General features: G+C 39.1%; 13 protein-coding genes. 10 read left to right on the top strand and 3 right to left on the bottom strand.

What is annotated here, in order from left to right:
• The 5 genes from H8787_RS05310 to H8787_RS05330 all read left to right on the top strand — a co-directional run bounded on the left by H8787_RS05310 (position 1) and on the right by H8787_RS05330 (position 5,975).
• A complete protein-coding gene (locus H8787_RS05310) occupies positions 1–2,622 on the top strand; it encodes a pneumococcal-type histidine triad protein (protein ID WP_187327616.1) in 2,622 nt (873 codons plus the stop codon).
• A gap of 268 nt (positions 2,623–2,890) precedes the next feature.
• Complete coding sequence (locus H8787_RS05315; protein WP_187327617.1) at positions 2,891–3,514, top strand: SAP domain-containing protein; 624 nt, start codon at positions 2,891–2,893, stop codon at positions 3,512–3,514.
• Positions 3,515–3,580: 66 nt separating this feature from the next.
• Positions 3,581–4,078: a GAF domain-containing protein gene (locus H8787_RS05320; RefSeq protein WP_187327618.1), complete on the top strand. Its 498-nt coding sequence runs from the start codon at positions 3,581–3,583 to the stop codon at positions 4,076–4,078.
• Positions 4,078–5,742, top strand: coding sequence for a DNA polymerase III subunit gamma/tau (gene dnaX, locus H8787_RS05325; protein WP_187327619.1), 1,665 nt, complete (start codon positions 4,078–4,080; stop codon positions 5,740–5,742). Before H8787_RS05320 ends, dnaX begins: the two co-directional genes overlap by 1 nt.
• 38 nt (positions 5,743–5,780) lie before the next feature.
• A complete protein-coding gene (locus tag H8787_RS05330) occupies positions 5,781–5,975 on the top strand; it encodes a DUF3272 family protein (protein ID WP_020997743.1) in 195 nt (64 codons plus the stop codon).
• 144 nt (positions 5,976–6,119) lie between these two features.
• Here H8787_RS05330 and birA read toward each other — a convergent pair whose 3' ends face one another.
• Both birA and H8787_RS05340 read right to left on the bottom strand, forming a co-directional pair.
• Entirely contained in the window at positions 6,120–7,055 is a 936-nt protein-coding gene (gene birA / locus H8787_RS05335; RefSeq protein WP_187327620.1) for a bifunctional biotin--[acetyl-CoA-carboxylase] ligase/biotin operon repressor BirA, read from the bottom strand.
• 2 nt (positions 7,056–7,057) lie between these two features.
• Positions 7,058–8,059, bottom strand: coding sequence for a LacI family DNA-binding transcriptional regulator (locus H8787_RS05340; RefSeq protein WP_187327621.1), 1,002 nt, complete (start codon positions 8,057–8,059; stop codon positions 7,058–7,060).
• Positions 8,060–8,295: 236 nt separating this feature from the next.
• On the opposite strand from H8787_RS05340, the gene H8787_RS05345 reads away from it, so the two are divergent.
• From H8787_RS05345 to H8787_RS05365, 5 genes are all read left to right on the top strand, one after another.
• On the top strand, positions 8,296–9,474 hold the full coding sequence (locus H8787_RS05345) for a galactokinase (protein ID WP_187327622.1): 1,179 nt from the start codon (positions 8,296–8,298) through the stop codon (positions 9,472–9,474).
• Between the two features lie 73 nt (positions 9,475–9,547).
• The gene (gene galT / locus H8787_RS05350) at positions 9,548–11,029 is read left to right on the top strand and encodes a UDP-glucose--hexose-1-phosphate uridylyltransferase (RefSeq protein ID WP_187327623.1); all 1,482 of its coding nucleotides are present in this window, start codon (positions 9,548–9,550) and stop codon (positions 11,027–11,029) included.
• Positions 11,030–11,292: 263 nt separating this feature from the next.
• Positions 11,293–11,427 carry a DUF4044 domain-containing protein gene (locus tag H8787_RS05355; protein WP_003024272.1) on the top strand — a complete coding sequence of 45 codons (135 nt, stop codon included), beginning with the start codon at positions 11,293–11,295 and terminating at the stop codon, positions 11,425–11,427.
• A 57-nt stretch (positions 11,428–11,484) separates the two neighbouring features.
• A complete protein-coding gene (gene obgE / locus H8787_RS05360; RefSeq protein ID WP_037597156.1) occupies positions 11,485–12,795 on the top strand; it encodes a GTPase ObgE in 1,311 nt (436 codons plus the stop codon).
• Between the two features lie 14 nt (positions 12,796–12,809).
• Positions 12,810–12,971: a hypothetical protein gene (locus H8787_RS05365; protein WP_006269581.1), complete on the top strand. Its 162-nt coding sequence runs from the start codon at positions 12,810–12,812 to the stop codon at positions 12,969–12,971.
• A 32-nt stretch (positions 12,972–13,003) separates the two neighbouring features.
• On the opposite strand, the gene H8787_RS05370 is transcribed toward H8787_RS05365, so the two are convergent.
• The gene (locus H8787_RS05370) at positions 13,004–13,954 is read right to left on the bottom strand and encodes a polysaccharide deacetylase family protein (protein WP_003069439.1); all 951 of its coding nucleotides are present in this window, start codon (positions 13,952–13,954) and stop codon (positions 13,004–13,006) included.
• Positions 13,955–14,096 lie beyond the last annotated feature (142 nt).

The following is a 14,096-nucleotide window of genomic DNA, read 5'->3' on the forward strand; positions in this document are numbered from 1 at the left end:
ATGAAGAAAAAATATCTTATCGGTTCTGTTGCAGTTGTTGTCCTAAGTTTGTGTAGCTATGAGCTGGGGCGTCATCAGACAGTATCTAGCAAGGAAAATAACCGTGTTGCTTATGTAAATGGAAAATCTAAAGCAAACAAGGGCAAGCAAGCAGAGAATTTGTCGCCTGATGAAGTGAGCGCAAAAGAAGGAATCAATGCGGAACAGATTGTTGTCAAAATTACAGACCAAGGTTACGTAACTTCTCACGGTGATCATTATCATTATTATAATGGGAAAGTCCCTTATGATGCGATTATCAGTGAAGAGCTGATTATGCGGGATCCAAACTATACCTTGCAGCAGTCTGATATTATCAACGAAGTGAAAGATGGCTACATTATCAAGGTAAATGGGAAATATTACCTTTACTTGAAAGATCCAAATCATACCAGTAATGTTCGTACAAAAGAAGAAATTGCTCGCCAAAGGGCAGAGTATAGCGGCAAAGGCCATAAGGGAGCGAAAGGTGGTGCTGTAACAACAGCTGTCAAAGAAGCTCGTGCGCAAGGTCGTTATACGACGGATGACGGCTATGTCTTCAATCCGACAGATGTGATAGAAGATACTGGAGATGGCTTCATCGTACCGCATGGTAATCATTTCCATTATATTCCAAAGAAAGATTTGTCTCCTAGTGAGTTAGCTGCTGCTCAGAGCTATTGGGACAACAAACACAAATCTGGCGGTACGACATCAACTCCGAGTCCAAGTCCAACGCCATCAAGACCATCAAATGGCGGAACTACACTACCTTCCATCCATTACCAACCATCAACGCCGGGAACACAGACCCATCAGGGCAATAATCATCATGCGCAGCCATCACAACCAAGTCATCAGAATACTCCATCTGCTCATCAAGAAATCATCAATCTGTTAAAACAACTGTACTTGATGCCGTTAAACCAACGTCATGTGGAATCTGATGGTTTGATATTTGACCCGGCACAGATTACTAAAAAATCTTCTAGTGGGGTGGCAGTGCCACATGGTAATCATTATCATTTCATTTACTATAGTCAAATGTCGCCACTAGAAGAAAAAATTTCGCGGATGATTGTTCCTGGTACGGACTATTCAGAAGCGAAAAAGCTAGCTGGTCAAAGTAATCAACAGACAAACCCAAGTAAACCGAACCAAGATACGGGCAAGGACCAAACACAGCCAAACAAACCTAATGGTGGCAAGCAAACTGAGCCAAGCAAAGAGCCTGAAAAGCCAAAAGAAGAACCATCTGAGACAGAAGTGACGGATGAACAGATTCAAACCTTTATCAATAAGGCTGAAAGTTTGATGAGTAAGGTGACAAATGCTAGTCAAAAGGCAAACTTTGAAGAGCAACTCGCTGGTATCAAATCTGGCTTCACTCTTGGAACAGAAGAAAAAGCAACAGTGCTTCAAAAAGTGAAAGATTTGTTGTCTGAAATCGTCAAGGCGGTTGATCCGGAAACACAAGCGGGACTGACAAAGAAAAATGCTGAAATCGTTGCTGCTTTCAAGAAAGTCTTAACACCAATTCGTCAAACGCTTGAAAGCAAAGGGGATAAAGCACAACTGGCAATGGTTGAAAACCTCATGCAACAGGCTGCCAATCCGAATGTGGATAAGCTTGCCTTATTGGATAAGGTTTTGAAATTGTCAAGTGAGGTACAGCACCCTGACCGCGCAGGCAAAGCAAATTCGCAAATTGTTTATACGGCTGATGAAGTAGCATTAGCTAAAGCTGCAGGTCGTTATGCAACATCAGACGGCTATATCTTTGATCCACATGATGTGATTAAAGATGAAGGAGATGGCTATACTGCTCCACACATGACACACAGCCACTATATTCCTAAGAATGATTTGTCAGAATCTGAGCGTAAAGCGACGGAAGAGTATCTGAAAACGAAAACTCCGAAAAAGAAAGAGGAGAAGCCAAGTACGGATCCAAAACAACCTCAAAAAGAGACTGCACAAGCAATCTATGAGCGTGTGACACCGGCTAAAAAGGTACCTGTTGAGGTAATGCCATATAATACAGCTTATGTCGTTGATTATAAAAATGGTCAATTGATTATTCCGCATCATGACCATTATCATAATGTCTCTCTTTCTTGGTTTGATCAAGGACTTTACAAAGCACCTGACGGCTACAGCATGGAAGATTTCCTTGCGACCGTGAAATATTACGTCACTCATCCAGAAGACCGTCCGCATTCTGACAATGGTTTTGGTAATTCTAGTCAGCATGGTAAGAAAAATCAATCAGATAACGGAAAGAACTATGCACCAAATGAAGAGCCAAAAGAGAACGCAGACAAGTCTGCAAATAAAGAATCGGATGCTCAAAAGGAAAAATCTGAGGAAACAGAAGAGCAGCCAACTGTTGATCCTGAAGAAGCGGCAGAAGAAGCAAGAGCAAAAAGCTACGGTTTATCAGTACAAGAATTTAAAAAGAAACTGATTAAAATTGCTTTCAAATATAATGTTAGCTTAGAAAATCTCAGCTATCAACCAGCCAATAAAACAGTTAGCTTTACAGATGCTTCAGGTACAACAAAAGTTGTCAATATCCTCACAGCTGAAGTGGTTTCTTAATATGCACCCCTCAAGAGTTGAAAACTTGTTTTTCAGCTCTTTTGCTTATTCTATGTTTATAGAGGGAGATTTTATCGTGTCCGCTGGGCAGCTAGGATAAATTAAAAGCGATTCATTCCGTCCGAGGGTCAGCTTGTTTCAACTAAAAGTGGTTCGCTCCATCCGAGGGTCGGACGATCTTCTATAAATTGACAAATCTATCATTTTTGAGGAATTACTTTACTGGTGGTATAATAGGTCATAGAGAAAGAAAAAAGGGATACACACAATGAAAGATAGACCAGATTTTACAACGATGAAAACCTATCAAGAGTTTTCACACTATTATTGGTATCGTACAGAATTAGCAGATATTTGTAAACAATTGGGATTGGAGTATTCAGGTATCAAAACAGAGCTAGAAGAGGAAATCAAACAGTATTTTGCAGGGAATGTTGTTCAGAAGAAAGTTCCTTTAAAAACCAAGAAAAAGCAAGGTATAGAGCTTACTTTAGACACGCCCTTGTTATCCTGTGATTTTGCCTTTAATACCCGCTTTCGGGAGTTTTTCGCCCAGCAGACAGGTGTTAGTTCATTCAAGTTTACAGCGGACATGGCGGCAGCTTGGCGGAAGGTAAAAGCAGAAAAGGATGTCGAGTTTACACTGCGAGATATGTTAGCAATTTATCAAGGTCAATCAACTTACGCTAAGTATGACAATACCAGCTGTCAATGGAATCAATTTGTCAAAGATTTCTGTGCTGATAAAAATAATGCTGCTTTTCAACAAAAACTTAAAGTTGCAGCTATTCTTTGGCAGAAAGTGAAACATTCAACTGCTTCTAAAGTCTATCACCAGCAGCTAGTAAAGAACAATTGGGATGATATTTTTATGTATCTGAAAGGGAAATAGGAGATAGTACTTGTCCATTTGCGAAAAAACAGTCACGAGGCTGTTTTTTTTGGTATAATAGAGAGTATGAATCAATCAGAAAAAATTTCAAATTATCAATTACTTTTAGCACAGCTTGAAGCATTACTTGAGGGTGAAAGCAATGCTTTAGCTAATCTGTCAAACAGCTCTGCTTTGCTAAATCAAACCTTGCCACATTCCGTTTTTACCGGCTTTTATCTTTATGACGGAAATGAGTTGGTTTTAGGACCTTTTCAAGGTGGTGTATCCTGTGTGCACATTGCGCTAGGAAAAGGAGTCTGCGGAGAAGCTGCCGCCAAACGGCAGACGGTGATCGTTGAAGATGTTACTCAGTATGGTAACTACATTTCTTGTGATAGCAGGGCACGTAGTGAGATTGTGGTGCCTATGGTAAAGGATGGTCGCTTAGTAGGAGTTTTAGATTTGGATTCTCATCTGCTGGGGGACTATGATGAGATTGATCGGGAATATTTAGAAAATTTTGTAGCCGCCTTGCTAGAGAAAACAAATTGGAATTTTGAGATGTTTGGAGACAAAGCCTAATGTATCAAGCTTTATATCGGAAATACAGAAGTCAAACTTTCGGTCAGTTAGTTGGGCAGAAAGTTGTAGCAACAACTTTACGGCAGGCAGTTGAACAGGATAAAATCAGCCATGCTTATCTCTTTTCAGGTCCTAGAGGAACAGGAAAGACCAGCGTAGCCAAGATTTTTGCCAAAGCTATGAATTGCCCTCATCAAAAGAATGGTGAACCTTGTAATGAGTGCTATATTTGTCAAGCTATAACAGAAGGAAGCCTAGAGGATGTTATTGAGATTGATGCGGCTTCCAATAATGGTGTGGATGAAATCCGAGATATTCGAGACAAATCTACTTATGCTCCTAGTTTAGCTAAGCACAAGGTTTATATCATTGACGAGGTTCATATGCTCTCAACTGGAGCTTTTAACGCTCTTCTTAAGACTTTGGAAGAACCGACAGAAAACGTGGTCTTTATCTTAGCAACGACAGAATTGCACAAGATACCAGCTACTATTTTGTCACGGGTGCAACGCTTTGAGTTCAAGTCAATTAAGACCAAGGATATTGTTGCTCATATTGAATGGATTTTGCAGCAGGAAAATATTGGATTTGAAAATGATGCGGTGCAGGTTATCGCCAGACGAGCAGAAGGCGGTATGCGAGACGCTCTATCTATCTTAGATCAAGCTCTCAGCCTAACCCAAGACAATCAGCTGACAACGGCTATTTCAGAAGAAATTACTGGCTCTATTAGTCTAGGTGCACTGGATGCTTATGTGACAGCTGTGTTGACGCATGATACATCAGCAGCATTAGAAAACCTTGATGTGATTTTTGATAGTGGCAAAAATATGGCTCGTTTTGTCACTGACCTGTTACAATATCTTAGAGATTTGCTCATTGTTAAAACGGGTGGTGAAAATACCCATATAAGTGAAATCTTTTTAGGTAATCTCAATACACCACAGGAGAGATTGTTCGACTTGATTGAGATTGCAACGAAAAGCCTTTCGGAAATTAAGAATAGCTTGCAACCCAAGATCTACACAGAAATGATGACCATTCGACTGGCAGAAGGGCAAGAAAAAGCAGAATTACCATCCAATCTAGTAAGCGAGATAGAAACACTAAAAGATGAAATTAGCCAGCTTAAGGGTCAATTGGCAAGTTTACAGTCAAGTTCTGCACCTAGCAATCCGGTACAGGGAACACAATCAGCCAAAACAAGCAAAGGATACCGAGTAGATCGTCATAAAGTAAATGCGATTCTGCAAGAGGCAGTTGAAAATCCTAGTCTGGCTCGGAGTAATTTAACTAAGTTGCAAAATGCTTGGGGAGAAATTATTGAAAGTTTAGCTGGTGCAGATAAGGCACTTTTAGTTGGTTCTCAACCTGTTGCGGCTAATGAAAACCATGCAATTCTTGCATTTGAGTCGAGCTTTAATGCAGAACAAACCATGAAACGGGAAAATCTCAATACAATGTTTGGGAATTTACTCAGCAATGTGGCTGGATTTTCTCCGGATATCTTAGCTATTTCGATGACCGACTGGACAGAGATTCGGGCTGAATTTTCCGCTAAGGCGCGTGGAGAAAATGTCAATCCAACAGACGAGACAAAGGAAATCATCATTCCAGAAGGTTTTGCTTTCTTAGCAGAAAAAATTAGCATTCAAGAGGACTGAATTTAGATTTTTCTATTTTTTCATGCTATAATAGAATTATGACAAGACAACAATTTCTTACAACAGCTTTTTTCACAGCAATTGAAACCTATTTTTTTAACGAAGCAATGATGTCAGGACACTATTTATTTGCTGTTTTTTGGGCATTTCTAGTCATTCGCAATTTACAAGTGAGCTACGTCATGGGAAAAATAGTAGACGAAATCGATAAACATATCAAACGAAAAAAATAAAAAGAAAGGTTGAGGCAAAATTCCTTGACCTTTTTTCTTCTGTTTGATTTAAAAAATCTGCACATGGTAGAATAAAAGGAATTGATTTTGTGTTGAAAAAAGAAGGAGAAAGTTGATGGTTACTCAACCTTCTCCTTCTTTTATTTACCAACTTGTTAAAGAAACTTCACCGCTGTTTAGCCACAATTCTTGTCCGGTATCTAATTGGATCAATAGCTGCCCGGTATCTGATATTTCCTTGGCAACTCCTTTGTATTCTTTGTCATTCTGGCAAAAAGTGATTGTCCGACCTAAGATAAGAGAATGCTGTTTGTAAAGGTAAATCAGCTCGTCTGGATCACAATCATAAAAATCTTTCCAAATTTCAGCAATGAGTTCATTGCGCGTGATAGGTTGCTTTTCGTGGAAGAGAGAGTTAGCTTTATTTTTTAACTCTTTAGGAAAATTAGAGATTGCGAAATTGATACCCACTCCAATAATCACATCAGTGACTAAGCCGGTTTCGACAGAAGTAATAGCTTCAGTTAAAATGCCGGCTATTTTCTTGCCTTTGTAATAAATGTCATTCACCCATTTAATTTCCATCTCCATTAAAGTGAGATCTTTGATGGCCTTGTAAATGGCTCCAGCAATCAAGACAGTGTAGGCGGGAATTTGTGGAAAAGGCAGATTGGGCTTCAAGTGAAGCGTCATATAAATTCCTCCTTGTTCTGGAGCAAAATAACTTCTGCCAAAGCGTCCACGACCAGCTGTCTGAGAAGAAGCAAGATAGAGCGTATTGGCAGGCTTACCAGCTTCAATACCAGCTTTGGCATCTAACTGAGTGGATTGGCAGTTTGGATTGAATGAAACGTGGATGGGAGCAGCTTCTTCTATTTTTTTAGTAATCAGCAAGTCACCAGAGATGAGTTTATAACCTTTATTTTTTATGGATTCAATACGAATCCCTTCTTTTTCCAAACGCTGAATAGCTTTCCAGATAGAAGTACGTGAAATCCCTAACTTTTGTGCTAATTTTTCACCACTGACATAGTCAGACTCTTGACTAAGAATGTCAAATAAAATTTCGTATGTTTTCATGTCTATAAGCTGCTCTTTCTTAGGGTTAGTTTGGTAGCGAGAGTAATCATGCGTGGAATAGATGGTTCACTATGTTGAAATTTCTCATGCAGCAGTTGTAGGCCTTGTCTGCCCATTTCCTCTGTAAAGACAGTAACCGTGCTGAGTGGTGGATAGACGTACTTGGCAATAGACGTATCATTAAAAGCAATTACATTAACACGATCTGGCACAGGAATATCTGCTTCTTGCAGTGCTCGAAGTGCACCCACAGCTAAAGCATCACTTGCTATGAAAAATGCAGTCGGAAGTTGTTTGCCTAAATTTTCAATCAATTCTTTCATCATATAATAACCTGATTCAGATGAAAAGTTTCCTATTTTGACATATTTTTCTTGATAGAGTTGTTTTTTAGTTAGGTAATTTTTAAATGCTAGCAAGCGTGGATCGGATAGAGTAGTGGTTTTGTCAGAAGTTTGTTCTTGACCAATCAGCAATCCAATTTGTTGGTGTTGCTTTTCTAAAAAGTGATTAAGAACAGCTATAACAGAATTTTCAAAGTCTGTCGTGACGCAGCTATGTCCATAGGCTAGCGTATTGCTATCAATAAAGACAAGTTTATCTGTGTAGAGTTCTAGTTCTTTAATTTTTGGGGTGCTAAATTTTCCAATCGCGATGATGCCGTCAACTTGATCGAGATGATTTAATTCTTCATTATTGAAAAAGCGCATAACATCATAGGCCAATTCTTGAGCTTTTTTCTCTACTCCAATACGGATGGCATAATAGTAGAGGTCATCTAATTCCTCCTCTTCTGTGTACCATTCCACAATCGCAATTCTATGGTTGTGGGAATTGCGATTGCTTCCTCGTTTTATTTTTTTATATTGTAGTTCTTCTGCAATGTCAAATATTTTTTGGCGCGTCTCATCGCTGACAGACATGGATTTGTCATGATTTAAAACGCGTGACACAGTTGCTGGAGAGACACCAGCTATTTTTGCTATATCTTTAATGGTTGCCATTATTTTTCCTATTCTCTCTAACGAATAAGTATATTATACCTTAAAAATTAGTAAAATACAAAAAATATTTAGTAAAAACCTAGAAGCTTTTGTTATCGAATTTTATCTTTAAAGACCTTTAAATATCAGTAATTAAATTTGGTAAAAATTTACTAAAATACTTGAAGTTTTACTAATGATGTTTTATAATAAAGATACTAAAACGGTTACAAAACTATACAAAAAGGAGATCTCTTATGTCAACTACTATGTCTATTCAACAATTGCGTTCAGATTTTGCAACAGTTTTTGGAGCAGAAGCAGAGCACACATTTTTTTCACCAGGCCGCATTAACCTAATTGGTGAACATACAGACTACAATGGTGGTCACGTCTTTCCTGCGGCTATTTCACTAGGAACTTACGGAGCGGCGCGCAAACGTGACGATAAGACACTTCGTTTTTATTCTGCGAACTTTGAAGACCAAGGGATTATTGAGGTGCCTTTAGAAAATCTTCGTTTTGAAAAAACGCATAATTGGACAAATTATCCAAAAGGGGTACTTCATTTCTTACAAAAGGCAGGGCATGTCATTGATAAAGGAATGGATATCTATGTCTCTGGGAATATTCCAAATGGTTCAGGTCTCTCTTCGTCAGCTTCATTGGAACTATTGACAGGAATTATTATAGAGAAACTGTTTGATTTAAGATTGGAACGCTTAGATTTAGTAAAAATCGGTAAACAAACGGAAAATGAATTTATTGGTGTGAATTCAGGAATCATGGATCAGTTTGCTATTGGCATGGGAGCAGATCAACGAGCGATTTATCTAGATACCAATACACTTGAATATGACTTAGTACCTCTTGAACTTAAGGATAATATGGTTGTTATCATGAATACAAATAAGCGCCGTGAACTAGCAGATTCCAAATATAATGAACGCCGTGCTGAGTGTGAAAAAGCTGTTGAAGAACTTAACCGTAAGCTGTCTATCGCAACCTTAGGCGAGTTGGATGAGTGGTCCTTTGACGAGTATAGCTATCTGATAGAGGACGAAAATCGTCTCAAACGGGCTCGTCATGCCGTCTTGGAAAATCAACGTACTTTGCAAGCGCGGGCAGCTTTGCAGGCAGGCGATCTTGACAAGTTTGGTCGTCTGATGAATGCTTCTCATGTTTCGTTAGAGCATAACTATGAGGTGACTGGTTTGGAGTTGGATACGTTGGTTCACACGGCCTGGGAGCAAGAAGGTGTTCTGGGGGCTCGAATGACTGGAGCTGGCTTCGGTGGTTGTGCCATTGCTTTAGTTCGTAGGGATGCGGTGGAATCTTTCAAAGAAAATGTCGATCACAAGTATCAAGAAGTTGTCGGCTATGCCCCTAGCTTTTACATCGCAGAAGTAGCCGGCGGTAGCTGTCTATTGGATTAAGTAAATGTGTTACGTAATAGCAAAGAGAGGCCGATGAGAGTTTCAGCCTTTTCTATGAAAGAAAGGAAAAACAATGGCAGGAAATTTACTAGATGACTTTGTAACAGAAGTCATAGCAAATAGTTCTTTTACAGAAATGGATCGAACCTATTTGATAAATCGTGTCATGGGTCTAATTGGGGAAGAGGCTGAGAAACAGAAAACATCAGCAAGTGGTTTAATTGATCTCAAAGATGATTTACTAAAAATTGCTTTAGCAACTGGGAATGTTGGTTCGACTCATGCAGAACAGGATATTCTTGGGGCAAAGTTGATGGATTTAGTCACCCCAGCTCCTAGTCAGCTAAATCAACAATTTTGGCAGACCTACGAACAAACTCCTGAGCAGGCCATTGCTAATTTTTATGAGCTCAGCAAGTGCAACGATTATATTAAATTGAAAGCCATTGCTAAAAATATTGTCTATCAAACAGCCACTGAATATGGCGATTTGGAGATTACCATCAATCTTTCTAAACCAGAAAAAGATCCCAAAGAGATTACAGCAGCTAAGAAGGCCAAAACGAGCCATTATCCAGCCTGTCAGCTTTGTTTTGAAAATGAAGGGTATCAAGGTCGACTAGATCATCCAGCACGATCTAATCATAGAATTATCCGTTTTGACTTAGTCGGACAAGAATGGGGCTTTCAGTATTCGCCCTATGCTTATTTTAATGAGCATTGCATTTTTTTAGATAGCAAGCATACTCCTATGACTATCAGTCGTGTTACTTTTGAGCGCCTTTTGGACATTGTAGAAATTTTTCCGAGCTATTTTGCAGGTTCTAATGCTGACCTTCCTATCGTGGGAGGATCTATTCTCACACATGATCATTATCAAGGGGGAAGGCATACTTTTCCTATGGAAAAAGCAAATCTGGACAAAGTTTTCACCTTTGTAGGATTTGAAACCGTAGAGGCTGGTATTGTCAACTGGCCTATGTCGGTTTTGCGGTTGAAATCAACTGATAAAGCTGCATTGATAGAGTTGTCGGATACGATTTTACAGAAATGGCGTGCATACTCTGATCCGACTGTTCAGATTTTAGCTGAGTCAAATGGTGAGCAACATCACACTATTACTCCTATTGCTCGGCGAAAAAAGGGCAAGTTTGAATTAGATTTGGTTCTTCGAGATAATCAAACATCCAAAGAGCATCCGGACGGTATTTATCATCCTCATCAAGATGTTCAGCATATCAAGAAAGAAAACATTGGTTTGATTGAGGTCATGGGCTTAGCGATTCTTCCACCTCGTTTGAAAAATGAATTAAAAGAAGTTGAAGAATTTCTTTTGGGACAAAGAGAAGAAGTGGCTCCTTATCATCAGGCATGGGCTGACCAGTTAAAAGCTCATCATCCAGATGCAACACTAGAATCGGCGCAAACAATCGTGCGCGCTTCAGTCGGTCGGATTTTTAAACGCGTCTTGGAAGATGCGGGTGTTTACAAGCGAACAAAAGAGGGGCAAGCGGCTTTTATGCGCTTCATTGAGTCTATAGGTCTTGTAAAATAATGCTCATAAAGCTCATTTTATGATAAAATATAAAAATTTAGAGTGAGTTGCCTTATGTTAAGATGATGATAGAAACAACTTGAAAACAGTCTTTGACAATCCTGATAGTTAGAATGTTTGATACCAAAATCCAGTAGGAAGTTTGCTGGATTTTTCTTTGCGGAAATTTGCAATTGAAATGCATTCTTTTCAGCTAGTATTTGAAAAACTCTCACCTTCATGTTACAATTAAGAGAACAAATTAAATACATAGAGGTAATATTGTGGCTTTTGGTGATAATGGACAACGGAAAAAAACAGGATTCGAAAAATTGACTTTGATTGTAGTTGTTATCATGTTGTTGGTAACTGTTGGAGCGATCTTTGCAAGTGCGCTTGGTGCTCTGAGTAATTTCTAGTCCTCGAACGCTTGAAAGAGTGTTTTTTTAAAGTGAAAATCGAGAAAAGAGAAAAATATGAGTATGTTTTTAGATACAGCTAAGATTAAAGTCAAAGCTGGAAATGGCGGTGATGGTATGGTAGCATTTCGCCGTGAAAAGTATGTCCCCAATGGCGGTCCTTGGGGTGGCGATGGCGGTCGTGGCGGCAACGTCATTTTTGTCGTAGATGAAGGGCTTCGTACCCTGATGGATTTTCGTTATAATCGTCATTTTAAAGCTCAGTCTGGTGAGAAAGGAATGACCAAGGGAATGCACGGTCGTGGTGCGGAAGATTTGATTGTTCATGTGCCGCAAGGGACGACGGTTCGTGACGCCGAAACAGGAAAAATCCTAACAGATTTGATTGAAAATGGTCAAAAATTTATCGTAGCGCACGGCGGTCGCGGCGGTCGCGGCAATATCCGCTTTGCAACACCTAAAAACCCAGCACCAGAAATTTCTGAAAATGGTGAACCAGGTCAAGAACGTGAGCTACAGTTGGAATTAAAAATTCTAGCAGATGTTGGTTTAGTTGGCTTCCCGTCTGTTGGGAAATCAACTCTGCTAAGTGTTATCACATCCGCTAAACCGAAAATTGGAGCGTATCATTTCACGACAATTGTACCTAATCTTGGAATGGTTCGAACGCAATCTGGTGAATCATTTGCTGTGGCAGATTTGCCTGGATTGATTGAAGGTGCAAGTCAAGGAGTAGGATTGGGGACACAGTTTCTTCGCCATATTGAACGAACGCGTGTCATCTTGCACGTCATTGATATGTCAGCTAGTGAAGGGCGTAATCCTTACGAAGATTATCTTGCAATTAATAAGGAATTGGAATCGTACAATCTTCGTTTGATGGAGCGTCCGCAGATTATTGTCGCTAATAAAATGGACATGCCTAATAGTGCAGAAAATTTGAAGACATTTAAGAAAAAATTAGCAGAAAATTATGATGAATTTGATGAACTGCCACAGATTTTCCCAATTTCAAGTTTGACCAAACAAGGATTATCAATGCTGTTAGATGCGACTGCAGAATTACTAGATAAAACTCCTGAATTTTTACTTTATGATGAGTCTGAAATGGAAGAGGAAGCTTATTATGGCTTTGATGAGGATGCTCCTGCCTTTGACATCTCACGTGATGACGATGCAGCTTGGGTACTTTCAGGTGATAAATTAGAAAAACTTTTTGTTATGACGAACTTTGATCGTGAGGAAGCAGTCATGAAATTTGCCCGTCAATTGCGTGGTATGGGTGTAGATGAAGCCTTGCGAGCTCGTGGCGCAAAAGATGGGGATCTGGTTCGTATCGGCAACTTTGAATTTGAATTTGTGGATTAGAAAGGAGTGATACTGTGGGTGATAAACCGATATCCTTTCGTGATGAAAATGGTAATTTTGTTTCTGCAGCAGATGTCTGGAATGAAGAAAAGCTCGAAAAACTTTTTAACAAACTCAATCCGAACCGAAAGTTTCGTTTGGAGCGTGAGAAATTAGCACAAAAGAAAAAAGAATAGGACTTGCTCGTTTTTGAGCTAAGTCCTATTTTTCAGTTTGTAGCAATTTCATTCAATAAATCTTGTGCAGTTGTTGTTGGATTGACGCGAATACGGTTGAGGGTCAAAAGTCCGTCATTAAGAGAAGCCAGTCCGTTGTTGGTTGTCAATCCCATTTTATAACCAAGGCTTTCAGCAATCTGTGTCGTTGTTTGAGTATAACGCCCTGAAGGATATGCAACCGTTGTCGTATTTTGTGAAAGGTTATTGTCTAGGTATTGTTTGGAAGATTGTAATTCTGTCGTTTGTGTCTCTGTACTTGCAAGGGATAAATCTGGATGGTTAACCGTATGATCTTCAAAAGACATTCCCTTTTTTTTCATTTCTCTGATTTGCTGCAGAGTTAGCATATCTTCGCGCCCATTTTCGACAAAGCCAGTAATGACATTGTTTGTTGCTTTCATTTGATATTTTTGAAGCAATGGAAAGGCGTTTGTATAGAAATCCCTCAGACTATCATCGAAAGTCAACCAAACGACTTTTTTATTTTCCGGAAGGACATTTTCAGTCAAAACTTTATATGCTTCTTCTGGAGTAAGAGTATAATAACCAGCATCTTTTAAGGCTTTTAAATGACTTTCAAATGTTTCTGGTGAGACAATTAAACCTGCATTTGCTGCTTCAGAAGGATCCATATTATGAATCGCATGATACATCAGAATAGGAAATTTAACCGGTTGATCCTGTTTCACCCATTTGATTTTAGTCTTTTTGTGACTAGAGTCCATTGTCTTTTTAGCTGTTGATTGTGAGGAAGAAGATTTATTTACTGTTGAATCAGCAGATTTTGTTTGGTTATTAGCGAGGTTTACTCCAGAGTGTTTCCACATGAATGTCCCTGCGATTACTAGAATGACCAATAAGATGAGACTAATAATAGTGCGCCGTTGTCTCCTTTTACGAATACGATTTCGTGCAGAACGATTACCAGAATGTTTTCCCATTGTAGAACTCCTTTGATTATTAAATCACTAATTTTATTGTATCATAATTCTTAGCGTCAGTTTATAAAATTTTAAAGAATAATTTATTATTTTTATAAAAAATATAAGAATTTGCTCAGTAGAAAAAAATAAGTTTATTTGC

Origin of the sequence: Streptococcus sp. NSJ-72, from assembly GCF_014334035.1 — a bacterium.
Taxonomy (GTDB): Bacteria; Bacillota; Bacilli; order Lactobacillales; family Streptococcaceae; genus Streptococcus; species Streptococcus constellatus.